Genomic DNA, 25,413 nt, shown 5'->3' on the forward strand with positions numbered 1-25,413 from the left:
GTGCGGTGGTCAGCGAAGGTCGTCGTCCTCGAGTTCGTCCTCGAGTTCCAGGATGGCGTCGCGGAACGCGCCGTCAGACAGTCGGACTTCGCCGGTGATGGGGTGCGTCGCGAACGTCACGGCCTCGATCTCCATGTCGCCGCCGTTCCAGTGCATGAACCACGGGCCGGGCATGCCGGTCTGGTCGCGTCCGGCACGAACGGCAGCTTCGAGGCGACCAGATTCGATTCGCCCTTGAAGGACCACAACATGGAGCCCTTCTCGGGGTGCGTCATCAGATCGATGTCGCAGTGCAATTTCTCGGTGTTCTTGCGGGCGGCGTCGTAAAGCAAATCCACGTCCCGACCCTCGACCTGGAGATCCGACAGGTACGCCAGGTGTGGTCCCATCTTCATCTGCAGGACCTCGTGGAACGGGCCGAACTTCCGCGCGTAGGTGTAGGCGTCGGGTCCGAACTCGGCCGGCAACTCCCACAACAGGCGCGAATAGGTGTTCCGCAACAGTTCGACTTCGCCGATCCCCGGCACGTCCGGAGGGCCGTCCACCGCCGGCTTGATGAAGTCTTCGATGATGCGCCGCCACTTCGTGCGCGGGGCGTTGCCGAGCATGTGCTCGAGATTGTGCGTGTTGAAGATGGTCCCGTTGTCCAGCTCAAGGCGTGCGCCGACGCCGTCGTCGACGATCCCCTCCACCGTGATGCCGGACCACTTGAGCGTGCGGATGATCATTGCCAGGGACGGCCGTGCCGTCGTCGTTTCCCCCATGGCACGAAAAACTAGCGGGACCGAGGCGGGTCCGCAGAAGTGCAGTCACGGGGGTACGGCGACGGGGGAGACTGGACGTCGTTGGCCGCTGGTGGCGCCGGGTACTATCGTGGGCGATATCAATCGGCGCTGGCGCCACGGAAAGAAGGGCGGCACGCGATGATCCGCAGCGAGAAGGACGAGAAGGAACCGCTTTTCGACGACAACCCGTGGGACGACGGAAAGCCCGGAAATTTCGGTCCTGCCGACAACCGCCTGTCAGCGGGGATGAAGGCGGCGATAATCATCGCCGCGTTGGTGGCGGTCATCGCCGTCGCCGTGGCGGTGGCCGTTGTGGCGTTGACGGGGAACGACGGGGAGCCGGCGGCGGCTGCATCGTCCGAAACGGCGGGTCCTGCCATGGGCTCCACTTCTTCGTCGGAGACCGATGCCGAGACCGAACCCGAAGAACCGGCCATGGATTCGGCGGCGATGCTCGAGGGGGCCGGTTTCGACGTGGTGATTTCCGGGCCCGCCCCGAAGGCCGTCGAGAGCTGGGGCGACTACCGGCTGGAACGTTCGGAGAGCGGTCGCGTGCGCGTGGGCCAAAACTCGGGGCCGACGCAGGCAACGCTTGACGGGGGCCAATGGCCGATGTCGATGAATTCCTGCGGCATCGTGACGTATCTGGTCGTGTTCCGGAGCGCGAACGAAAACGTCATGCTCAACGCGAGTCTGGCCAATTCGGTGGGTGACGTCGTCGCCTCTCAGCAGGGCGACCGGGGCTGGATGCTGCTGACCAACTGTGCGACCCCGCAATGGGAGTTCATGTCGTCGACGGATGAGGGCAATCTCGGTGACGTCGTCTACGACGTCCACGAGTACCGGCAGTCGGCGACGGCGGCGGGTGCGGGGCAGGGTGCTGATGACGGTTCCGGGGTCAGCGCGGATGGTGGCGGCGAGGCGAAGTACTTTTACTATTGCGTCGAGGATTCTCCTGGTCAGGCGATCATGACCGACGGCTCCGTCGGCTACGAGGAATACTGCGTGCAGAATCCCCAGGCGACCCGCGCTTCGTTGGGGGAGCGGTGCTGCGGCGGCTTGAACGGGTCCCAAACTTGTGGTCAGGATCTGTGGTACGACGTGTGCCAGTCGCGCCCGCCGGGCTGGTGACGCCACCACCGTGACCCCGCCAATCTCATTTGGTAGGATTGCCGCGTCCATATAGTGAGAAGGGATCCCCGCGACAATGAGCGACACCACCGCCACCACCGGCCCGCTGAAGATCGCCGTCATCGACGGCGACGGCATCGGCACCGAGGTCACCGCCGAGGCCCTCAAGGTCCTCCGCGCGACCATCGGCGACTTCGAGACCACCGAGTACGACCTGGGCGCCCGCCGCTACGAGCGCAACGGCGAGCTGCTCACCGACGCCGACCTCGACAGCCTGCGCGAACATGACGCGATCCTCCTGGGCGCCATCGGCGACCCGCGCAAGGTGCCGCCGGGGGTCCTCGAGCGCGGGCTGCTGCTCAAGATGCGCTTCGCCCTCGACCACCACGTCAACCTGCGCCCGTCGAAGCTGTACCCGGGCGTCGAATCCCCGCTGAAGAACCCGGGCGACATCGACTTCGTCGTCGTCCGCGAGGGCACCGAGGGCGCCTACACCGGCAACGGTGGCGCCATCCGCGTCGGCACGCCCCAGGAGGTGGCCAACGAAACCTCGGTCAACACCCGCTTCGGCGCCGAGCGCGTGGTCCGCTACGCCTTCGACCTGGCCATGACCCGCCGCAAGAAGCTCACCCTGGTGCACAAGAGCAACGTGCTCGTCTACGGTGGTGGCCTGTGGCAGCGCACCGTCGACGAGGTCGCGCGGGAGTACCCCGAGGTCACCGTCGACTACAGCCACATCGACGCCGCGACCATCTACATGGTCACCCAGCCGTCGCGCTTCGACGTCATCGTCACCGACAACCTCTTCGGCGACATCATCACCGACGAGGCCGGGGCGATCTCCGGCGGAATCGGCCTCGCCGCGTCCGCCAACATCGACGCTTCCCGCACGAACCCCTCCATGTTCGAGCCGGTCCACGGTTCCGCCCCGGACATCGCGGGCCAGGGCATCGCCGACCCGACCGCGGCGATCCTCTCCGGCGCGATGATGCTGCGCCACCTCGGCCGCGAGGACGACGCCGCCCGCATCGAGCGTGCCGTGGAGGCCGACGTCGCCGCCCGCGGTGACGCTCCCATCGTCACCTCCGAAGTCGGAGACCGCATCGCGGTCGCCGTCGCGCAGGGGTAGGTCCACTCCGCAAGCGTCCATGGGGCGGCGGTGGCGCCGCCCCATGGAACGGCGCCGGGGACTGCCCTACGGTGGGTCAGGTTAGGCTAAGATTGGTCCATTCATGAAGTAGGTCCCAACCTTTTCCACCGTCAGGATTCAGCATGTCCCACGCAGACCACACCCGGCACGGCTTCGACCTCGAGCGCGCAATGGCCTCGGCGAAGGCGGACTGGGAAGCGGGTGCCACCCTGGGCACCCTCCGCCGCAACATTGACGAACTCGACGAGGAGATCGTCGCCCTGCTCGCACGCCGCCAGCACTGGGTCACCCTCGCCGCATTCGTGAAACGGGAATCCGGGGAAGAAGCGGTGCGGGCGCCCGAACGCGTCGACGAGGTCCTGGGCAAGGTGAAGGCCCTCGCGGATGAAAACGGGCTGTCCCGCGACATCGCCGAACCCACCTACCGCGCTCTGATCGCCGCATCCATCGACCATCAGCTGGGGGCGCACCGCCTGTTGCGGGCCCGGGACACCGCCCCGCGGGTCACCGCGGGACGATGAGGGGACCGCCCGCAACCGGATCCTCCACGATGAGGGCATCCAGGCCGAAGACGTCGGCAAGCAAACCCTCCGTGAGCACCTGCCCCGGCGACCCGGTCGCCGCGATCGCCCCCTCGTGCATGACCACCAGATGATCCGAGTGACGCACGGCCAGGTTGAGGTCGTGGAGGACCATCACGACCGTGCGCCCCAGGCGGTCCCGCAGAGTGCCGACCAGCTTGAGCACGTCGATGGCGTGGGCCAGATCGAGGTACGTGGTCGGCTCATCGAGCAACAGGGTCGGCGTCTGCTGGGCCAGCACCATCGAAATCCAGACCCGCTGGCGTTGCCCTCCCGACAACGACGACAACGGGCGCTCCGCCAGATCCGAGATGCCCGTCAAGGACAGGGCCTCCGCGACCTCCATCTCGTCCGACCCCGACCACTGGCGCAGCCAACTCTGATGCGGATGGCGCCCCCTGGACACGAGATCCGCCACCACGATTCCATCCGGGGCCAACGGCGACTGCGGGAGCATCCCCACCATCCGGGCCAGCTCCCGCCTCGCCACCGACGTCACGTCGCGCCCATCGACGTGCAGGGAGCCCTCCGCCGGGTGCGTGCGCGCCAATGACTTCAGCAGCGTCGACTTCCCGCAGCCGTTGGGGCCGATCACCGTGGTGACGGCCCCCTTGGGGATGTCGACGTCGACGCCATCGAGAATGACGCCTCCGCCGTAACCGGCCCGCAGCCCGCGTGCCCTGATTCCGATTTCGGTCGTTGTGGTCATGCGCTGGTCCTCCGATTCGAGCGGATGAGCAGATGGATGAGGAACGGGGCGCCGATGGCGGAGGTGACGATGCCCACCGGCAATTCCCACGGCGCGATGCCGCGGGCGATGACGTCGGCCACCGTCACCAGCGCGGCACCCGCCGCGGCGGACGTGGCCAGGGGAGGGGACGGTACGCCGGCCAGCCGCAGCGCCAACTGGGGCGCGACGAAGGCCACGAATCCGATCGGGCCCGCCGCGGCCACCGACGACGCGGCCAATGCGACGGCCACGAGCAACAGGGCGACCAGGCTGAGCTGGACCCGGCCGCCCAGGGCCGACGCCGTCGCCGGCCCGAGCTGCAGGACGGACAGGCGAAACGCCATCCACCCGAACAGGCCCATGGCGACGGCGACGCACAGCGCCACCGCCGCCAGCCCCGACCACGACGCCCCCGACAGGCTGCCGGACAGCCAGGTCCGCGCCGCGGCCGCATCCCGCAAATCGGACGCCGCCATCAAGTAGATGATGTACGCCTGCAGCAGCGCCGACACGGCGATGCCGATCAGCACCAGCCGGAAGGGATCCACGCCGCGGCGCCACGCCAGCAGCCAGATCGCCGCCGTCACCGTCAACGCGCCGGCGAACGCGGCGAGCGGGATGCCGACGCCCGACAGCGTCGGCGCCGCCGCCCCGTAACCGCCGCCGCCGAGAACCGTGCCCGCGACGATGATCGTCACCGCCATCGCCGAGGCGCCTTCGGTGATGCCCAGGACATCGGGGCTGGCCAGCGCATTGCGCGCGATCGACTGCGTCAACGCCCCGGCAATGCCCAGGGCAGCGCCCACGATCACGCCGCCCACCACCCGGGGCAGGCGCGAACCCAGCACCACCGTCCGGTCCAGCGAGGAGCCGCCGCCGAAGAGGACCTCGATGACGCGGGCCGGCGAAATCGCGTAGTCGCCCATGCCCAGGCCGACGACGACCGTCGCCAAGCACAGGACCGCGAGGCCACCGGCGGCGAGGGCCGCACGCGGCCGCCACACCGCCGACATGCCCGCGAACCGCAGGGGCGGACGCCCCGGCACCACCGGTGGGCCGATCAATGTGGGGGTCATGCCGTCACCAACTTCCTGCGGCGCACGACCGCGATGAAGAACGGGGCGCCGACGAACGCGAGCACGACGCCGACCTCGAGTTCGCCCGAAGGGATGATCACGCGCCCGACCACGTCGGCGAAGGTGAGCAGCGCGGCACCGGCCGCCGCCGAGGCCGGCAGCAGCCAACGATGGTCCGGCCCCGTGAAACTGCGGACCAGGTGGGGGACCATCAGCCCGACGAAGCCGATCGGCCCCGCCGCGGCCGTCGAGGCCCCGGCCAAAACCGCGACGATGACCATCGCCGCGATCCGGGCCATCGGGACGTTGACGCCGAGCCCCGCCGAGACGTCGTCGCCCAGGGCCAGGAGATTGAGCGTCGGGGCCGTGGCGAATCCCGCGAGGATCCCGATCGCCAGAATTGGGGCGATGGTCAGCGCCACCCCCAGATCGCCGGCGGCCACCGACCCCACCGTCCAGAACCGCACCCGGTCGAGGGCCCGCGCATCCGACAGGACCAGCGCGGACGTCAGCGAAGCGAGCAGGGCGGTGATGGCTGCGCCCGCGAGGATGAGCGTCAGCGGGTTGAGCCCGCCCCCGAAGGAGGTCACGCCGAACACCGCGAATGCCGCGATCGCCGCGCCGACGAAGGCCAGGGCGGCCGTCGCCGGAGTGGACAGCGACCCGGCGAGCAGCGTCCCCGCGACCACCGCGAAGGCGGCGCCGGCGGAAATCCCGAGAATCCCGGGCTCCGCGAGGGGATTGCGGGTGTAGCCCTGGATGATCGCCCCCGCCACGCCGAGCGCGGCGCCCACGGACAACGCCAGGATGGTGCGGGGCACCCGGAGGTTGGCGATGATCTCGCCGTCCGACCCGCCGCGCGACCCGGTGCGCAGGGACTCCAGGGCCGGCCCGATGGCATCGGCCAGTTGATCGGCCGACATCGGCCTCGAGCCGATGGCCAGGCTCATTGCCGAGGCCGCGATGATGAGCACGGGCAGCGCGATCATCCAGCCGGATCTGCGCCGGCGACATGGTGCGCCCGCGACTCCGGCGCTCGGGGCCCGGACGGTTGTGTGTGACATGTGATTCTCCGCAATAGGGGTTCCATTGATGCTGGCTAGGACATAGGCTAGCATTCAGGTTAGGCAAGCCTGCATTGCCTGTGAATGGTGGGCCTAAATCCCGTGCGTGGCGCGGGTGGCGCACCCCGGAACGAGTTAAGGAAACCAGATTCAGTGAAGCGAACCATTGGGAAAGCCGCGGCGATCGTCGCGGCGGCCGGCCTCCTCCTGACCGGCTGCTCGAAAGCCGATGAACCCGCGGATGGCGACCGGAAGGACGCCGGAACGGTCAGCATCGCCCATGCGTGGGGGACCGACGAATACCCCGTGAAGCCCGCCAAGGTGGTGGCCTCCGGCGTCGCCGTCGACAATCTCCTCGCCCTGGGCGTGACCCCCGACGTGGTCATCGAAACCCCCGAGGACAAGGGCGCCCCGTGGCGCGCCGAGGCGCTGAAGGGGGTCGAGCGCATCGACGTCCCCGATTTCCGCACGGTTCCCGTCGAGAAGATCGCCGCCGCGAAGCCCGACTTCATCGTCGGCGACTTCTGGCGGATCACGCAGGAGACCTACACGAACCTCAAGGAGATCGCCCCGACCCTCGGCGGCATCGGCGCGGAGGGCGAATCCCTCGGCTGGAAGCCGCAGCTGGAGGCCCTGGGCAAGATCTACGGCAAGGAGGGTGATGCGAAGAAGGTCATCGACGAAGACGCCGGGCGCTTCGACTCCGTGAAGTCGGACCTGCCGAAGCTCGAGGGCAAGACGGGCGTCATCGCCCAGTACGCGCCGCAGCGGGGCATGGGAGTGGTCGCGGATCCGGAGGAGCCGGGCAACTCCGCGCTCTACGACCTGGGCATGAAGGTGCCCGATTCCTTCGCGTCCCTCCCGCAGCGATCGGGCCGCGCCATGGTGTCCCCCGAGAACATCTCCGTGATCGACGCCGACTTCATGGCCGTGTACGCCGTCTCCGGCGGTCCCGACGAGATTCGCGCGATCCCCGGCTTCTCGGACCTGCGCCAGGTCAAGAACGACACGACCATCTTCGGCGATGCCGTGCTGGTGCAGGCGCTGAACAACCCGAGTTCCCTCAGCCGCGCCTGGGTGCTCGAGCAGCTCCGCCCGACCCTCGAAAAGGTCGCGAAGCAGTAGTCCCCGACGGGCCCCGCCCGGCGGGGCCCGAAGAAAGGTGCAGAAGAAAGGTGCAAACGATGAGTTCGAAACTGCTGCGGCGCTGCTCCGTGGCGTGCGCGCTGAGCATGTCGCTGGCTTTCGCGGCGGCTCCGGTCGCCGAAGCCGGCGTCGTGCGGGGCCCCGGTCCCGCCGCGTCGATCGATGAGTCCGAGAAGCTGCCGGTCATCTACGTCTCTGGCTCGAACGAGCCGAAACAAATGGCGGATGCCTTCGCCGCCTCGATGCGGCGCTTCGACGTGGACGTCCACCCGTTCATGGTGTGGGAGCCGTCCGATCCCGCCACCAGCCCCTATGTCACGGTGAAGGGAAATTCGGCCCGGATTCCAGCTTTCATCGAGAAGCTCAAGGCCGAGACCGGCCACGACAAGTTCGACGTGGTCACGTATTCGCAGGGTGGCCTGGTGACGAGGTACTGGCTGAAGGACTTCGACGGAGCGCGCCACGTCCGAAAGGTCGTGAGCCTCTCGGGGCTGATCAAGGGGTCGCCGTTCCAGGCCGATGCGGTGCGCAACGGCCAGTGCCCGCCGCCCGGGCTGGAGCTACTCGTGCCCCCGGAACTGGCGAAGAACCCCTCCGACGCCTGCCTGGAAATGTCCTCGGAGGGTGATGAGGTGCGCCGGTTGAACACCCCGTCCGAGGCGTTGCCCGGCATCCGGTACTACAACATCACGACGACCCTGGAATACGATGCCTCGCCCTACCGCATCAATCTGATGGACGGTCCGGGCGACTACTACAACATCGTCACACAGGACCTGTGCCCGAATGATCCGGTCGTCCATCTGACGATGACGATGACCCCGTCGGTGCAGTCCCTCGTCGCCTCCGCACTGAAGGGGGGTCCGCTGGAAATGAAGTGCATGACCCCCGATTCTCCGCCGGGGGCGCCGTCCCTGAAGGACGTCCCGCCGGTCGAAAACGGCCCCAAGGTCATCTGATCCGGTGGCCGGGCCGATGGGCCCGGCGGAAATGAAGCGGTGCCCTCCTCCTCGGCGGGCACCGCTTTCGCGTGCGCGGGGGCTTTCCTTCCGGGGCCGTTCAGGGCGGATGCCGCAGTGAAAATATGATTATTGCCACAGAGTGAGGAAAGCCTGGCCATAGCAAGCGAGGGCAACCTAATATCTTGCTTTGGCCCGGCCCCGGTTTCCCCGGAGGCCGGGAACCGACACCCCGGGGCCGCCGTACGCGGCGCACCCCCAGAAAGGAACCAATCAGATGACGAACCTCATGATCGTGGGCGCCGGGCCCAAGGCCGTCGCCGTCGCGGCCAAGGCGCACGCAATGCGGGAAGTCGGCCTGGATGCGCCGGAGGTCACCGTGGTCGAGCCGCACGGGATCGGCGCGAACTGGCGGGCGGTCGGCGGCTGGACCGACGGCAAGCACCTGCTGGGCACCCCGCCGGCCAAGGACATCGGCTTCCCGTACCGGTCCGAGATCGCGGGAACGCTGGGTCCCGCGGTCGATCAGCGCCTGCTGGCCAATGGATGGGTCCAGTACCTCATCGAGTCGGGCCGCTACTCCGAATGGATCGACCGCGGCAACCCCTGCCCCCGCCATGACCTGTGGGCCGACTACCTCGAATGGGTCGCCGGCCGGGTCGGCATGGACGTCATCGCCGGAACGGTCACCCGGGCGTCGCGGCACCCCGGCGATCCTGCGGCGTGGAGCGTCTCCATCGACGAAGTCGGCGGGGGCACGCGCACCATGTCGGCCGACGCCCTGATGATCACCGGACCGGGCCGCAGCGACCGGCGATTCGCGGAGATCCCGGGGGTGCTCTCCGTGGCCGCCTTCTGGGAGACGGTGGTGGCGGGTTCGCTTCCCGACGCCGCCCGTGTCTCGGTGATCGGCGGTGGGGAAACCGCGGCCAGCGTCATCGACGAGCTCGTGCGCCACGACCTCGAGATCATCGACGTCATTTCGCCCCTGGCCGCCATCTTCTCCCGCGGTGAAAGCCAGTTCGAGAACGCCCTGTACACCGATCCCCGGAAGTGGGCGATGTTGGACGACGACGAGAGGCGGGACGTCATCCGCCGCACCGACCGCGGTGTCTTCTCCGGGCGCGTGCAGGGATCCCTCCATGCCGAGGATCGGGTGCATCACGTCCACGGCCGCGTCGAAAAAGTGAACGCGGCGGGCGACGGCGGGCCCGCGCTCGCGGTCACCGTCGTCGACAGCCGGCATTCGGCGCAGGTGCTGAGCACGGACCTCGTCATCGACGCCCGCGGCAACTCCCCGATGTGGTTCGCGGGCTTGCTCGGCGACGACATCGTCGCCGAGCTCCGCGTCGCCGCAGGGGGCGACTTGGCGGTCGAATCCGTGGAGGCGGTGATCGGCCGCGACCTTTCGGTCGAGGGGATGACGCCGAAGCTCTTCCTGCCCGGCCTCGCGGGCATGGCGCAGGGCCCCGGGTTCGCCAACCTGAGTTGCCTGGGCGAGCTGTCGGACCGCGTCCTCGGCGGTTTTCCGCCCGCCTCCGCGCAGCGCGCACTCGAAGCCCGGGCGGAGGTGAAGGCATGAGCCGGGCCCTGGCTCGCTTCGCCGCCCGCGTCATCGGCCCGGACCGGCCGCATGACCGGGTCGCGGCGGACGCGGCGGCCGTCGTGGGCCCCGAATCCGTGCGCGTCGCGGATGACCCGTCCACCCCGGTGCCGGCGATTCTCTGCGCCGACGCCGACGCCGATGCCGGCGAGGACCTCGGGGAGCCCCGCGTCGCCGTTCATCCCCGGCCCTCGGGAACGCTGGTGACCGTATGCGGGAACGATGCGCCGTCCGTGGCACATCGCATCTGCGCGGGGTCGGGCGACGGCGTAACCGCCGCCCCGACTCCGTCCGGCGACGCGGCGGAGAACGCCGCCCGGTTCTGGACCGATGAACTGGAGGGGACCGTCGGCGTGCCCGCCATCGCCGAAGTGCCCGGCATCGAGGAGGACCGGGCGATCGGCGTGGCGAAGGGGAGGGTGCCGCGCGAGGCGTTGGGCGCGAACCCCGTCGCGGCGTTGGTCGCGGCAGTCGCGGCCTGCACCGGGGCACCCCGCGATTCGGTCGTGGGGGTCGTCCCCGAGACCGGCCCGGACACGTGGTCCGGGCAACCCCTGCCCGTTCGCGTGCGGCCGCGGCCGGGGCAGTCCCGCGAAGACGCCGCCGCCGAAGCTCTCGCGCGGATCGCAGCGGCCGACGATGGCGTCCGCCGTGTGGGTTTGCCCGGCATCGTGGCGGCGCTGGGCAGGCCGCCGTTTCCCGTGGCCGTCGTCATTCGGTCGCCCCACGATTGCGGAGGGGCGCGGATCGTCGACGATCGCGCCCCCGTGCCGGAATTTTGCCTGGCCGGAATCGACGCGGTCATCGGCGACGCCTCCGCGGTGTCCCTGAGCGTGCGTGCCCGCGGCGGGCAGGCCGGCGCCCGCTCACTCCTCGCCGCGGTCACCGCCGCGATCGAGGGGACCGGGCAGAAGGCCGCCCCGTCCGGCGCATCGGAACTGGGCGCATCGGAACCCGGCGCGGAAGCCGGCTCCGGGGCGCCCGGAGGCGCCGCCGGCGCGAACCTCGGCGTCCTGTGCGCCGCGGTGGCCGAAGTCCTCGACCTTCCGGAGGAAAAGGCGCCGGGCCCCGGCGACGACTTCTTCCGGCTCGGCGGCGACAGCATGGCCGCGTTGAGGCTCAGCGCCGCGTTGTCCGCGCGCGGGATGTCCCTCGAGGTCCGCGGCATTTTCGAGCATCCGGTGCTCGGCGAGCTCGCCGGCCTGATGCGCCCCGGCGCCGCGGATGGGTCCGGAACGGATGCCGCCGGCGGGGCGGCGGAGACGGCCGCGTCCGCCGAACCCATGTCCGCGTCCGGGCTCAGCGCCGAGCAGCTCTCGGCGCTGCTCGGGGAGGAGAACCGATGACGGGTGCCATCGCCGACGTCGTCGCGCTGACCCCGCAGCAGTCGGGCCTGTGGGCGACCGGCGCCGCAACGGAAGAGTATGACCCTTACCTGGTCGTCCTCCGGCTGCGGCTGACCGGTCCCGGAGCGCTCGATCGCTTTCGGGAGGCCCTTGGCACCGTCGTCGGGCGCCATCCGCACCTCGGGGGCCGGGTGCTGTCCGCCGGCGTGCCCCACCCCGTGCTCGTCGTGCCCGGGGCGCCCCGGTTCGACTGGTCCGAGATCGACGCCCGTGGGGCCGCGGATCCCGGCGCCGAATTGCAACGGCATGCGGAGCGGGAGCAGGCCCGGCCCCTGGACACGATCGCGGGCCCGTTGACCAGGGTCAAAGCCGTCCGGCTCGGTGAATCTGAGTGGGGGATCCTGATCACCGTCCATCACATCGTCATTGACGGATGGTCGATCCCGATCTTCCTGGGCGAGATCGTCGCGGCCATGGCAAACGAGGCCGACGAGCTGCCGCCGGCGCCGCCGATCCGCGATCACGCCGCTTGGGTGGCCGCGGCGGATCCCGGGGAAGCCCGCGACGCCTGGCGCCGCGCCTTCTCCGGATTCGCCGAAATGCCGATGGTGGGGCCCGCGGGAAGGCCGGCGGGCGCCCCCGAAGTGGGCGAAGTCGTGCTCGGCGAGGCCGATACCGCCGGGCTGCTGGCCTTCGCCCGGGAATCCGGTTTGACCGCGAACACACTCATGCAGTTGGCGTGGGCGCGGATCCTGTCGGGGCTCGTGGGCCGCGACGACGTGTGCTTCGGGCAGACCGTCGCCGGCCGGCACCCGTCGATCCCCGGTGCGGACCGCATGATCGGGGGCCTGGTTTCCACGGTCCCGGTCCGCGTGGACGTCGGCGATGCGTCGCCCGCGGAGGCGGGTGCCCGTCTCCAGTCGGTCACCGGAGCCCTGCGGGACGCGGATCACATCGGCATGTCCGACATCATCAAGTCGATCGGCGCGGGCGACCTTTTCGACACCCTCCTCGTCTTCGAGAACACGCCGCGCGGGGACGCCCCCGCCCACGGCGACGATTTCGATTGCGGCGGCGGTGCGCGCCTGGGCCTGGACCGCATCGACTCTCCCAGCCACTATCCGCTGACGGTCGTGCCGGTCATCGAGGGCGGGCGCCTGGTGGTGCGGGTCGAATCGGCTCCCGGGTCGGGATTCGACCCGGACATCATGGCGCGCCGCTTCGTGGCGGTTCTCGGCCGTTTGGCGGGGGCGGGCTCGCTCGCTTCCGTGGACGTACTGCTCGATTCCGAGACGCCGATCATCCGGGGCGCCCGGCCGGATCCCGGGCCGGGGCCGGAAACGGCGGATGAAGCGCTGCGCGCCATCGCGGACGAGTGCCCCGGTGCGGACGCGATCGTCGACGTGCACGGGACCGTCGATTTCCGGGGCGTGGCCGAGCTCGCCGAGGCGATGGCGTCGGGGCTGCGCGCCGCCGGGGTCTCCGCCGGCGACGCCGTGGCCGTGATGCTGCCGCGGGATCGCCGCGTGCTCGCGGCCCCCTTCGCGGTGGCGGCCCTCGGGGCGCACACCATCCACATCGATCCGGATTCGCCGCCGCAGCGCGCCGCGGCGATCATCGAGGATTCCGGGGCGCGCCACCTGTTGGCCGCCGACGGCGTCGCCGGCCGGGTGCGCGCTTGCCTGGGGGAGGACGACCCCGGGAACGCGCCGTCGTCGGAAGAGGACGCCAACTGGCGCTTGACGACGGCCATGCCGGACCTCTCCGGCGAACTGCGCTGGTGGGGGCCGCTGCGTGCTTCGGCCGGGACGAAAGCCCCGGCACCGGAGGACCCCATGTACGCGGTGTTCACCTCGGGCACGACGGGCCGGCCGAAGGGCGTCCTGGTTCCGCACCGGGCGCTGCTCAATCTGTGGCGGCACCACGGCCGGAACATCCTGGCGCCGCTCGCCGCCGAACTGGGGCGGCAAGTGCGCGTCGGGCATGGCTGGTCGACCGGGTTCGACGCCGCGTGGCAGCCGGGGATCGCCCTGCTCAGCGGGGCGACCGTCGTCATGCTGGACGGCCCCGACCGCTCGGATCCGGCGCGGCTGGTCGCGGCCCTGCGCGACAACGCCATCGATGTCTTCGACACCACCCCGTCGATGCTGGCGGAACTGGAACGCGCCGGGTTCTTCGCGGAGGGCGCGCCCCTGTCCGTCCTCGCATTGGGCGGGGAGGCCATCTCCCGCGACGTCTGGCGGAGGCTGCGCGGCATGGCCGGCCTCGAGGCGATCAACTGCTACGGCCCGACGGAAACCACGGTCGAGGCCCTCATGGCCCCCTTGTCCGAGTACCCGGAGCCGACGATCGGGCGACCGTTGGACGGGATGGCCGTCGCCGTCGTCGACCACCGTTTGCGCCCGGTGCCGCCCGATGGGTCGGGCGAACTGATCATCTCGGGCCCGCAGTTGGCGATCGGCTACATCGGCCGGCCCGAACTGACGCGGCGTTCCTTCGTAGAAAGTGAGGGCCGCCGCTGGTACCGCACCGGGGACATCGTCCGCCGCCGCAGCGGCGACGGGCTGCTGGTGTTCGGGGGGCGCGCAGACGAGCAGATCAAGATCAACGGTTACCGCGTCGAACCGGCCGAAGCCGGAGTGGTGCTCCGCTCCATCGACGGAGTCGAGGCCGCCGAAGTGATCGCGCACCGGGTCGGCAACCGGATGCGGCTGGCGGCCCTGGTCGTCGCATCGTCGCCGGTGGCGGACATCCGGGCTGAGGCGGCGAAGCTGCTGCCGTCGTACCTGCTGCCCTCGCCCGTGGTCGAATGCGCGTCGATCCCGCTCAACCGCAACGGCAAACTGGACTCCGCCGCGGCGGCGGCGATGGTCCGCGAAGAGATGGCGCGCACCGACGGGGCGCCCTCCACTCCCGAGGAGAAGGCGGTGGCCCGGTGCGTCCGCGCCATGACGGGCATGGACGTCGCATTGTCCTCCGGTCTCGCCGACGCCGGCATCGACAGCCTCGGCGTCATGGATCTCATCGTGCGCCTGCGCGCCGAGGGACTCGACGTCGGCGCGGCCCCGGCATTGGGCGCCGCGGACCTCAGGTCGCTGGCGGCGATCGTCCGGCCGATCGCGGCCGAGCCCCCGGCTCCCGCTGCCGGCGCCGACCCCGGCCGGCCGATCGAACTGGCCCCGCTGGCGGCCCGGTTCGCGGTGCTCGGCGGAGCAGTTGAATCGACCCATTCACAGGGCCTGCGCCTGCGCCCGGGCATCTCGGCCGATGCCGCCGAGTCCGCGTTGCGGCGCGTGATCGGCGCGCACCCCGCACTCGGCGCCCGGTACGACGATTCCGGCCCCCGGGCACGGCTGATCCCGCGGGAGGACCCGGAATTCGTCTTCCGCATCGCCGGATCCGGCGAACGGGACGAGGGCGGCGTCCTCGATGCCCACCACGGCGCACTCGATCCGGCCGCCGGCCGGATGGTGGCCGCCACCTATGGCGGCGGAACCGAACCCTGGCTGGTGGTCACCATCGCCCATCTCGCGGTTGACATGATGTCGTGGCGCTTCATCCTGGAGGATCTCGCGCTGGCCCTGGGCGGGCAGCCGCCCCTCGGCGAAGAAGCGCGCGGCGATGCCCCGCACGGCCCGTCCGAGACGGAAGCCCCCGGCAGCCCGTTCCGGCGGGTGCCCGTCCCCCCGGTGGGGCTGCGGCACGCGGACCCGCGGGTCGACCGGCCCGCCGACGTCCGCGCCCGGCACGAGGTTCTCGACGCCGCGACCACCGCCGCGGTGGAACGCGCGGCGCTCGAGCGCGGCGCATCCCTGCGGGACGTCCTGGAATCGGCCGTCGCCGTCGCCGCGACCCCAGATGAATCGGGGATGACGGCAATCACCCGCACCACGCTGGGCCGCCCCGACGGTGGCGCCGATCGGCGGGTCGGCTGGTTGACCGCCGAAGAAGCCGTCCTCATTCCCGCGGCCGACGCGAGGGGCTTCATCGCGGGCGGCGGGCCCCCGCCGTCGCCGACGACGGATCCGTCGGCGGTGGGCGCCGTGAACGTCAACTACCTCGGGCGCATGGACATGGCGATGCCCGAGACCCGCGAATGCCGGCTGATCGGCCAGGGGGAGTTCTTCCGGCGATTCGGCGCACCGGGCCATTCCGCCGTCCCCCCGTGCCACGGAGCGCAGATCACGGCGGCCATGGACCGGGGCCCCGGGGGACCCGTGCTCGGCCTGCGGTTCGAAATCGACGTCCCCGCCGTCGGCGAGGACGCGGCCGCACGATTCCGCACCGGCGTCGTTCGGGCGCTGGAAACCTTCGCCGGATCGGCGATGAACGAGAAAGACGAAAACGACTAATGATTGACCTGGAAACCCTCCGCGGCATCCTCGCCGAAGAACTCGGCGTGAGCCCGGCCGACATCGGCGCCGGCGATGATCTGGTGAACCTCGGCCTCGATTCCCTCGGCGTGATCGGGATCAGCGAGGAACTCCGCCGCAGAGGTTGCGGCGTCCACTATTCGGCCCTGGTGCTGGAGCCGACGCCCGAAGCGTGGTTGCGGATCATCGGCGAATCCGCCGCCGCCGAAGGTGGGGCGGACCCCTCGGGCGGGATGACCGTCCCCGGTGGCGCGGACGAGGATGATGGCGAGCCTTTCCCCATGGCTCCCATGCAGCACGCCTACTGGGTGGGCCGGCGCGACGACCTCGGCCTCGGTGGAGTCGCGGCGCACCTCTACGTCGAGTTCGATGGCGGGGGAATCGACGCCGCGGCGCTGGAGCGCGCCGCCCGCGCCCTCATCGACCTGCACCCGATGCTCCGCACCCGGGCGCTCGGCGACGGGCGGCAGCGGGTGCTGCCCGCCTCGCCCGGGCCGGCCCTGACCATCGACGACGCGACCTGCCTGCCGGAAGAGGAGATCGAGCGGCGGCTGCGGGAAAAGCGGGAGGCGAAGAGCCACCAGAAACTCGACGTGGATGCCGGCGAGGTCATCGACCTCACCCTCACGCTGCTGCCGGGGGACCGCCATCGCCTGCACGTCGACGTCGACATGTTCGCCTGCGACGCGATGAGCTACCGCACGCTCCTGGACGACCTCATGCGCATCTACCGGAGCGAGCTGGCGCACGGGACGGAGCCCGCCGACGGCGACGACGACCGCACCGTCCCCGAGCGACCCGGCGTGACGTACCGGGAGTACCGCCTGGCCATGGCGGATTCCGGCGGACCGGACCCGGAGGACGCGCGGTACTGGGAAACGCGGGTGCCCGAACTGCCGCCGCCCCCCGCCCTGCCCTTCGTCGAGGAGGCCCGGCGCGCCGACCCCCGGCGCAGCATCCGGCTCGAGCACAGAGTCGGGGCACTCGACGTGGCCCGGTTCGGCGATGCGGCCCACGCCGCGGGCGTGACGCCGGCGATGGTGCTGGCCACGTTGTTCACCGAGGTCATCGCCCGCTGGTCGACGCAGCGGAGGTTCCTGCTCAACGTGCCGTTGTTCGCCCGCGAGCAGGTGCACCCGGACATCGGCGGCGTCGTCGGCGACTTCACGAACTCCGTGATCGTCGGGGTGGACGCGGGTCCGGGAGCATCGTTCCTCGACCGCGTCCGGGCGCTGTCCCGCGAAGTCCATCTCGCGGCCTCGCACTCGACGGTGACGGGGCTCGACGTGCTCCGGTCGCTCGGCGCCCACCGGGGCGAGCCGGTCATGGCCTCGGTGGTGTTCACGTCCGGCCTCGATCTCGGCGAGGTCTTCTCGAGCCGGGTCCGGGACATCGCCGGCGATCCCGTGCACATCCTTTCGCAGGGCCCGCAGGTCGACATCGACGCCCAGGTCGTGGAATTGGACGGGGGACTGTTGGTCAACTGGGACGTCCGGCGCGATTGCCTGCCCGAGGGCGTCATCGGCGACATGTTCGGCGCGTTCACGCGCCTGCTCGACGCGGTCGCCCGCGATGTCCCGGACTGGAACCGCCCGCTGTCGGTGCCGCTGCCCCCGGCGCAGGCCTCGCGCCGGGCGGCCATCGCCCGCGACTCGGCCGATGGCGGCGCCGCGATCGGGCGGCGGACGCTGCACCGGGAGTTCCTGCGCCGCGCGGAGGAGGCCCCGGAGCGGGTCGCGGCCGTGTCCGCGGACGGCGCCGTCTCCTACGGCGAATTGGCGGACGGAGCCGCGGCGCTGGCGGCCGAACTGCGCCGTCGCGGGGTCCGATCGGGAGACGTCGTCGCAGTGTCCCTGCCCCGGGGAGTCGGCCAGATCACCGCGATCCTGGCCGTCCTCATGGCGGGCGCCGCCTACCTGCCCATCGGCGTCGGGCAGCCGGGTCCGCGCCGGGATGCGATTCTGCGGAGCGGCGGTGCCCGGCACGTCATCGCCGCTCCGGCCCGCATCGGCGAACTGCCCCCGGAGGTCGCCGTCGTCGATCCCGCGGCCGTCCCGGACGGGGCGGCGGATGGCGTGGACGCCGGCGCGGGGCCGGAGGACCTGGCCTACGTGCTGTTCACCTCGGGTTCCACCGGCGAGCCCAAGGGGGTGGAGGTCGCTCATGGCGCGGCGGCCCACACCATCGACGCGATCGCGTCGAGGTTCGGGTGCGGGCCGGAGGACCGGACCATCGCCCTGTCGGCGTTCGACTTCGACCTCTCCGTCCTGGATCTGATGCTCCCGCTGTCCGTCGGCGGCGCCGTGGTGCTCGTCGGCGAGGAGTCGACCCGCGACGCGGCGGAATGGGCGCGTCTGATCCGCGAGCACTCCGTCACCGTCGTCAATGCCGCGCCCGGGCTGGTGGGGATGCTCCACGACATCGCGTCGGACGACGAGCTGGCGGGCGTCCGGCTGATCCTCACCGGAGGTGATCGGGTGCCGCCGTCGTTGGGCCGCGCCCTGTCGAGGCGCGTCCCGGGGCTCCGGTTCATCGCCATGGGCGGCGCCACCGAAGCGGCGATCCACTCCACCCGCGAGGAGGTGGGGCCCGATTACCCGGACGACTTCGCGTCGGTCCCGTACGGGCTGCCTCTGGACGGGGTCCAGCTGAAGGTGGTGAACGAACGCGGCGAGGAATGCCCCGATCACGTAATCGGCGAAGTGTGGATCGGCGGCGCCGCCGTCGCGCGGGGCTACCGCGGCATGCCGGAATTGACCGCGTTGAAGTTCATCCGGTCCGGTTCCGTGGATTGGTATCGCACGGGCGATCTGGGCCGCGTGCTGCCCGACGGGCGCGTGGAGTTCATCGGCCGCGCCGACGGTCAGCTGAAGATCCGCGGCTACCGCGTCGAGCTGGGCGAGGTGGAGGCGGCGCTCGAATCTCTGCCCGGGGTTTCCGGTGCCGCGGCGACCGGGGCCGATGGCGCGATCGTCGCGGCGATCGTGCCGGCGCCGGATGCCGGGCGTGTGCCCACCGGCGCCGAGGCGCGCGCGGCGCTGGCGGGGATCGTGCCGGAGTACATGATCCCGGATGCGATCGCCGTCATCGAGGAGCTGCCCGTGACCGCCAACGGCAAGAAGGACCGGTCCGCCGTGTCCGCGCTGGTCGACCGTGGGCCGCGCGGCGTCGCCGAGCCCCCGGACGGTCCGGTCGAGTCGGCGGTGGCCTACCTGTTCGGGGCCCTGACCGGGGCCGGCGGCTGTTCCGCCGCGGACGATTTCTTCGACGTCGGCGGCAACTCGATCCTGGCCACGACCCTGACCGCCCGGATCCGCGAGCTTCTCGACGCCGCGGCGTTCTCGGTCGCGGACGTTTTCGAGGCGCGGACGGTGCGCGGCATCGCCGCGCGGGTGAGCGAGTCCGGCCGATCGCCGGGGGACGTCGCCGCGATGGCGGCGATGCTGATGGAGTTCGCCGATGGCGGGGAGGACGCGCGATGAGGGACCTGGAAGAGGTGCGGCGGCTGATGGCCCGGCACCGCGGCGAATCCGGCACGGTGGCCGACCGCCCGGCCCGGTCGCTGCCGGATCGGGCGCCCGCGTCGGCGGCGCAGAAATCCGTGTGGCTGGCCTCGGCGCTCGACCCGGACGACGTGTCGTACAACCTCTGCCTGAAGTTCACCTTCGAGGGCCGCATCGACGCCGAAGCGCTCGCGGGGGCCTTCGGGGATCTCGTCGACAGGCACGAAGTGCTGCGCACGACGTATCACGCAGACGACGAAGGAGCCCTGCAACAGCGCATCCACGCCGACCTCGAACCGGAGATCACCCGGCACGCGATGCCGCCGGGCGACGCGGGCGACGCCGCCGTCGATGCGCTGGCCGCCGAGCAGGTCCGCCGGCCCTTCGACCTGGCGGCGCAGTCGCCGCTGCGCTTGGCCATCTGCGAACGGGGCCCCGGGCGGGTGGATGCGGTGATGGTGATCCAGCACATCGCCTGGGACGGGATGACCATGCCCGTGCTGGCCCGGGACGTCGCCCGCGCGTATCGGCTGCGCACCGGCCGGCCCACCGAGGGGGACGGCTCCGTCCCGCCGTTGGCCGTCCAGGTCGCCGACTTCGCGGAATGGGAGGCGACCCATCCGGACGCTTCCGGAGAGGACCATTGGCGTTCCGTGTTCCCGGACGGTGTGCCGCAGATGAGGCCGATGCTCGGCGGGGCCGCGGATGCTCCCCCGAACGCCGGTGGACGGGTCGACGCAGTGCTTCCCGACGACGCCGCGCGGGCGCTGACGGCCATCGCGGAGGAGTCGTCGGTGACCCCGTTCGCCGTGTTCCTCGCGGCGCATCATCTGGTGCTGCGCGCGGTGACCGGGGCGCGGGACACGGTGACCGGCACGACGGTGGCCAACCGGGAGGCCGTCGGCGCGGATGAGCTGATCGGCAACTTCAGCAACCAGGTGCCCATCCGGATCTCGGACGGGGGAGCGGAGACGTTCGGCGATCTGGTGCTGCGGGCCGCGCGGTCCATCACCGGCGCGATGTCGGCGAAATCCATCCCGTTCGATCGGATCGCCGCCATCGCGGGGGTCGACCGGGCGGCGGGGGAGACCCTGTTCCCGGTGCTCGTCCTCTTCCTCCACGAGGGCATCGCCGGGCCGCGGCTGCCGGGCGCGGAGACCTCGTGGGAGCTGGTCCACGCCGATGCCGCGCTCCACGCGGTGGCCACGGAGGCGTTCATGCACCCGGGCCGGGTGGAGGTCCAGATGACCCACCGCCTGGACTCCGTGTCGGCCGAGGGGGCGCGGGCCCTGCAACGGGCGTTGGCCGCGGTGCTGTCGAACGCGGGCGCCGACGTGCCGACGGAGGAATTGGCGCAGGTGGCGCGGGCCGAGATCGAGTCGGCCGCCGCGCCCGCCTCCGCGATGGGCCGGGGCCGCCGGGTGCCGGTCGAGCCCGGCGACGTCGACGCGATGATCCGCGCGGCGTCGGCCGCGTCGCCGGATGCGGTGGCGGTGGTCGCGGAGGACCGCACTCTCACCTACGCCGAGTTCGATGCGCGGGTCTCGGCCTTGGCCGCGCGGCTCGCGGAGGCGGGGGCGCGCGCCGGCGAGATCGTCGCCGTCGTCGCCGAACGCGGTTCGTGGCTGCCCTGCGCGATCACCGCCGTGATCCGCACGGGCGCGGCGGTGGTCCCGGTGGATCCCCGGTACCCCGCCGAGCGGATCCGGATGATGCTCGACGACGCCGCACCCGCGGCCATCGTCCGCGCCGGCGATGTCCCGCTGCCGGACACGGCGGCCGCGATCATCGACGTGGAGCGTATCGATGAGGAGGGGCCGGAAGCCGGAACGCCCGAATTCGTTCCGGCGCGGCCCATCCGCGGCGACGACCCGGTCTACCTCATTTACACGTCGGGGACGACGGGCCGGCCCAAGGGAGTGGTCAACCACCACCGGGGCGTCGCGTCCCATCTGCAGTGGATGGCCCGCACCTTCGGCGACGGCCCGATCCGGATGCTGCACAAGGCGCCGATCTCGTTCGACGTGGGCATGGGCGAAGTGCTGCTGGCCCTGACTTCCGGGGGCACGGCCGTGATTCCCCCGGCCGATTGGTGGGCGGGGGACGCCGAGGGCCTTGCCTCGATGATCGAGGAACACCGGGTCACGGTGCTGTCGCTGGTGCCCGGCCTGCTGCGCGAGCTGCTCGCGGCGGGCGCGGCCGGGCGGCTGAGGACGCTGCGCCACCTGCTGCTCGGCGGCGAAGCGGTGCCCACCGATCTCGCGCGCCGGGCGAGGGCGGAGATCGGCTGCCGCGTGCACGGCCTCTACGGCCCGAGCGAAACTGCGATGGACGTCGCCTGGGTGGAATACGGCGATGATTTCCCGGAGGACGGCTTCCTGCTCGGCGCCGCCGAGGACAACAACGACCTCCACGTCCTGGACGAAAACCTGCGGGAGCTGCCCGTCGGCGAGGCCGGCGAGCTGTGCATCGGCGGGGTGCAGGTCGGCCACGGGTATCACGGGGCCCCGGACGCCACCGCGGATGCCTTCGTGGACGACCCCTTCGAACCCGGCGGAACCCTGTACCGCACCGGCGACGTGGCGAAATGGGGAGCCGACGGCATGCTGCGCTTCCTCGGCCGCATCGGCGACCAGGTGAAGATCCGGGGCAACAGGGTGGAACTGCTCGACATCGACGCGGCGCTGTGCAGGGTGCACGGGGTCGCGGCCGGCGCGTGCCGGCTCTTCGGGGTAACCGGCGCACCGGCGCGGCTCGTGGGCTACGTGGTCGCGGCCGACGGCGGAAAGCCGGACGAGCGCGCCATTCTCGCGGAGCTGGACCGGGCCCTGCCCGCGTACATGGTGCCCAGGACGATCGTCGCAGTGGATTCCCTCCCCACGACCGCGACCGGGAAACTCGACCGCGCGGCCCTGCCGGAACCCCCGGGCGCACATGCCGCCGGAGGCGACGCCGACGAACCGCGCGGGGCGGCCGAGCTGGCCGTCGCCGATGCGTTCGCGCGCGCCATCGGGAAGGATGTCCGGCCGACCGCGCAGTCCGGGCTGATCGAGCTCGGGGGCGATTCCATCACGGCGATCCGCGCGATCTCGCTGTTGCGCCGCAGCGGCTGGGAGGCCGAGGTGCGCGACATCCTCGGCGGCGGGACCGTCCGCACCGTGGCCGCCGCCGCGCGGCCGGTGTCCGCGACCGATCCCGCCGACGGGGCGGACGGCGGGGGATTCGCCGCGCCGGCTCCCGTCCATCCGTTGGCCGCGGCGCTGCTGGAGTCGGCCCCCGGCGGCGGTGGCCTGTGCCAGGCGCGGCTGCTGACCGCGCCGGCGGATTTCGGCGCGGAACGGCTGTCGGAGGTTCTGGAACGCCTGGCCGGGCTCCACCCCATCCTCTCCCGCGCGGTGGCCGGCGACGGCGGATGGCCGATGTTCGCGGAGCCGCCCGCCGGCGCCGAACCATTCACGATGGCGGAGGCGGAGGCGGAGGTCGCCGCCGCGGACGGGGCCGGGGAACTGATCGGGGAGCTCGCCTCCCGGCTCGATCCCGCCCGCGGGACGATGCTCGCCGGCGCGGTGGCCGAACTCCCCGCCGGGCGCCGCATCGTGCTGGTCGCCCATCACCTCGTCGTCGACGCGGTGTCCTGGGAGACCCTCATCGACGACTTCCGCGATCTCCGCGGCGTCGCAAAGCACACCGCCGCCGCCCGCCGGCCGGAAGCGGCCGTCGCGGACCATGCGCGCCGCCTGCGCGCCGCCACCCTGTCGGGCGAACTCGACGAAGATCTCGCCGCCTGGGAGAAGATCGCCGCGGACGCATCGGGGACGCTGGCCATCGACCCGGCCCGCGACACCGAAGCGACGGTCGACATCGCGGAGATCACCATGCCCGAAGCGTCGTCCGCCGCACTCGCTGCCGGCGTGGAGCGGGCCTTCGGGTGCCGCGGGCAGGACCTGCTCATCGCCGGGCTGGCCATGGCGCTGCGCCGTCTGGGCCTCGACGCCGACGGCACGGTCGGGATGACCCTTGAATCCCACGGCCGCGACGCGACCGGCTCCGTGCCACCGGTGCCGCCCGACGCGGTGGGCTGGTTCACCGCCGCGTACCCCGTCGCGGTGGAGGTCGGCGACGGCCTCGACCCCGTCGCCGCGGTGCACGCCGTGCGCCGGGCCCGCCGGCGCCTGCCCGATGACGTCCACGTCCACGGCTGCGCCATGTGGGTGGGCGGGCGACCGGCGCCCCGGCCCATCGCCTGCCTGAACCACCTCGGGACCGTCGCCTCCGATGCCCGGGAAGGGGACTTCGCGCCCGCCCCGGAAGCCCCCGCCCTCATCGGCGCGGCCGATGCGTCGGCGCCGCTGCCCAACGTCATCGACGTGATGTCGCACGTCGGCGCGGACGGGCTGCTGGCCGCGACCATCAGGGTCGCCGCGGAGGTGCCCGGCGCACCCGGCGCCGCGGACGTCGGCCGGGAGCTCGGGGCCGCGCTGGCGGACATCGCGGCCGCGGCGGCGACGGGGGATGCCCGGCGCGCACCCGCCGATTTCACCGCCCCCGGCATCACGGACGCCGACGTCCGCGCCTGGGGCGGCGAGATCGAGGACGTGCTGCCGCTGACGCCGATGCAGGAAGGGCTGATGCTTTCGTCGCTGACCTCGGGCGATCCCGCGGGATACGCGGTGCAGACGCCGCTGCGCGTGCGCGGCCGCGTCGATGCCGCGGCTCTGGGCCGAGCCGTCGGCGCCGTGCTGCGGCGGTTCCCCAACCTGCGCATCCAACCCGCGGCCACGGTGGACGGCACCCCGGTGGGCGTCGTCAGGCCCTGCGGCGCGTTCGGCTGCCGGGTCCGCGACGCGAACCGGGCCCCCGACCTCATCGCCGCCGACGCCGCCGAGGGATTCGACTTCGCCGCCGCGCCCCTGCTGCGGATCACGGTCGCGCACCCCGGCGACGGCGCCGACGGCGAGACGCTGGTGCTCATCTCGGCCCACCACATCCTCACCGACGGTTGGACCGGGCAGCTGCTGCCCTTGGCCATCTTCGCCGAATACGCCCGAGAGATCGGGGCCGACCCGGGCGTCGGCCGCATCGGCGACCCCGGGGCGTTCCCGGCGCTGCTCGAGGCGATCGCGGAAGACGGGCCGGAGGCCCGGAGGGCCTGGGAAGCCAGGCTGCGCGGGGTCGTCCCGGCGCTGGTCGGGCCGGAGGCCACGCCCACCCGGGCGGGTCAGTCGTCGCGGATGAGCTCGGTCGGCCAGGACGTCGTGGACCGGCTCCACGCGGTCACCCGCCGACTCGGGGTCACCCCGGCCGTCGCCTACCAGGCGGCGTGGGCGCGGACCCTCGGGATCGTCCTCGGCAGGGACGACGTCGTGTTCGGGGAGGTCGTGTCCGGGCGCGATCCCTCCATCGCCGGAGTGGCGGAGGGCATCGGCTGCTTCGCCAACCTCGTCGCCGTCCCGGCGTCGGTCGACCCCTCCGGCACCTGGGCCGGCGCGCTGGCGCAGATGCGCGACGAGCGCCTGCCGCTGCTGGGCCACGACCATTTCCCCATGACCCGGGCGCTGTCCGTCACGGGCGCGCGCCGGTTGTTCGACACCATGTTCGTGCACCAGTCCTACCCCCCGCACCAGGACCGGCTCGCGTCGATCCTGGAGTCCTGCGGGCTGGGCCACGTCGGCACCGACCCGGGCGGCACCACGGACAACGCGGCGCTGCTGATGGTGTTCCCCGGGGACTCCGTCATCGGGGGAGCGGGGACCCGGTTCCTGTTCACCTTCGCCGCGGGCGTCATCGACGACGCCGCGGCGGAGGTCATCGAAAAGCTCTTCCTCGGGTGCGTGCGCGCCATCGCCGACGCCCCGGACGCGGCGATCGCGGACGGGCCCGTGCCCGACGAATTCGATGCCATGGCCCTCGGGGGGATTCTCCGCTGACGACCCCGACCGGGACCCGAATCACACACTTCGAAAGGA

15 protein-coding genes are annotated in these 25,413 nt (G+C 71.8%); 10 read left to right on the forward strand and 5 right to left on the reverse strand.

Translation table 11 applies throughout. From position 1 onward, the window contains the following. Positions 1-9: 9 nt before the first annotated feature. The gene (locus CFREN_RS05255; RefSeq protein ID WP_263440905.1) at positions 10-135 is read right to left on the reverse strand and encodes a hypothetical protein; all 126 of its coding nucleotides are present in this window, start codon (positions 133-135) and stop codon (positions 10-12) included. After that, positions 117-764: a hypothetical protein gene (locus CFREN_RS05260; protein WP_209653352.1), complete on the reverse strand. Its 648-nt coding sequence runs from the start codon at positions 762-764 to the stop codon at positions 117-119. The genes CFREN_RS05255 and CFREN_RS05260 overlap by 19 nt, the downstream gene beginning before the upstream one ends. A 159-nt stretch (positions 765-923) precedes the next feature. Here CFREN_RS05260 and CFREN_RS05265 point away from each other — a divergent pair, with 159 nt between their 5' ends. The 3 genes from CFREN_RS05265 to CFREN_RS05275 all read left to right on the forward strand — a co-directional run bounded on the left by CFREN_RS05265 (position 924) and on the right by CFREN_RS05275 (position 3,587). Then, on the forward strand, positions 924-1,916 hold the full coding sequence (locus CFREN_RS05265; protein ID WP_209653350.1) for a hypothetical protein: 993 nt from the start codon (positions 924-926) through the stop codon (positions 1,914-1,916). 106 nt (positions 1,917-2,022) lie between these two features. Beyond that, entirely contained in the window at positions 2,023-3,045 is a 1,023-nt protein-coding gene (locus CFREN_RS05270) for a 3-isopropylmalate dehydrogenase (protein ID WP_141743017.1), read from the forward strand. A gap of 143 nt (positions 3,046-3,188) precedes the next feature. Further along, positions 3,189-3,587 (forward strand): chorismate mutase, encoded by a 399-nt coding sequence (locus CFREN_RS05275; protein ID WP_052054332.1) that lies wholly within the window; start codon positions 3,189-3,191, stop codon positions 3,585-3,587. On the opposite strand, the gene CFREN_RS05280 is transcribed toward CFREN_RS05275, so the two are convergent. Genes CFREN_RS05280 through CFREN_RS05290 form a run of 3 tightly spaced genes read right to left on the reverse strand, consistent with a single transcriptional unit; the run spans position 3,571 to position 6,442 of the window. Continuing rightward, positions 3,571-4,356: an ABC transporter ATP-binding protein gene (locus CFREN_RS05280; protein ID WP_035122870.1), complete on the reverse strand. Its 786-nt coding sequence runs from the start codon at positions 4,354-4,356 to the stop codon at positions 3,571-3,573. The two genes, CFREN_RS05275 and CFREN_RS05280, sit on opposite strands and share 17 nt — an antisense overlap. Next, complete coding sequence (locus tag CFREN_RS05285) at positions 4,353-5,453, reverse strand: FecCD family ABC transporter permease (RefSeq protein ID WP_035122873.1); 1,101 nt, start codon at positions 5,451-5,453, stop codon at positions 4,353-4,355. Before CFREN_RS05285 ends, CFREN_RS05280 begins: the two co-directional genes overlap by 4 nt. Beyond that, the gene (locus tag CFREN_RS05290; protein WP_035122875.1) at positions 5,450-6,442 is read right to left on the reverse strand and encodes a FecCD family ABC transporter permease; all 993 of its coding nucleotides are present in this window, start codon (positions 6,440-6,442) and stop codon (positions 5,450-5,452) included. The genes CFREN_RS05285 and CFREN_RS05290 overlap by 4 nt, the downstream gene beginning before the upstream one ends. 228 nt (positions 6,443-6,670) lie before the next feature. On the opposite strand from CFREN_RS05290, the gene CFREN_RS05295 reads away from it, so the two are divergent. From CFREN_RS05295 to CFREN_RS05325, 7 genes are all read left to right on the forward strand, one after another. Further along, a complete protein-coding gene (locus tag CFREN_RS05295) occupies positions 6,671-7,642 on the forward strand; it encodes an ABC transporter substrate-binding protein (protein WP_246580183.1) in 972 nt (323 codons plus the stop codon). Between the two features lie 59 nt (positions 7,643-7,701). Beyond that, positions 7,702-8,622: an esterase/lipase family protein gene (locus CFREN_RS05300; protein ID WP_035122877.1), complete on the forward strand. Its 921-nt coding sequence runs from the start codon at positions 7,702-7,704 to the stop codon at positions 8,620-8,622. Between the two features lie 277 nt (positions 8,623-8,899). Beyond that, positions 8,900-10,204 carry a SidA/IucD/PvdA family monooxygenase gene (locus CFREN_RS05305; RefSeq protein ID WP_035122879.1) on the forward strand — a complete coding sequence of 435 codons (1,305 nt, stop codon included), beginning with the start codon at positions 8,900-8,902 and terminating at the stop codon, positions 10,202-10,204. Beyond that, positions 10,201-11,571 carry an acyl carrier protein gene (locus tag CFREN_RS05310; protein WP_209653346.1) on the forward strand — a complete coding sequence of 457 codons (1,371 nt, stop codon included), beginning with the start codon at positions 10,201-10,203 and terminating at the stop codon, positions 11,569-11,571. Before CFREN_RS05305 ends, CFREN_RS05310 begins: the two co-directional genes overlap by 4 nt. After that, positions 11,568-15,923: a non-ribosomal peptide synthetase gene (locus CFREN_RS05315; RefSeq protein ID WP_070521305.1), complete on the forward strand. Its 4,356-nt coding sequence runs from the start codon at positions 11,568-11,570 to the stop codon at positions 15,921-15,923. Before CFREN_RS05310 ends, CFREN_RS05315 begins: the two co-directional genes overlap by 4 nt. Then, entirely contained in the window at positions 15,923-19,426 is a 3,504-nt protein-coding gene (locus CFREN_RS05320) for a non-ribosomal peptide synthetase (RefSeq protein WP_209653344.1), read from the forward strand. The genes CFREN_RS05315 and CFREN_RS05320 overlap by 1 nt, the downstream gene beginning before the upstream one ends. Then, positions 19,423-25,374, forward strand: coding sequence for a non-ribosomal peptide synthetase (locus CFREN_RS05325; protein WP_209653342.1), 5,952 nt, complete (start codon positions 19,423-19,425; stop codon positions 25,372-25,374). The genes CFREN_RS05320 and CFREN_RS05325 overlap by 4 nt, the downstream gene beginning before the upstream one ends. The last annotated feature ends 39 nt before the right edge of the window (positions 25,375-25,413 follow it).

Source organism: Corynebacterium freneyi (assembly GCF_030408835.1).
Lineage (GTDB): Bacteria > Actinomycetota > Actinomycetes > Mycobacteriales > Mycobacteriaceae > Corynebacterium > Corynebacterium freneyi.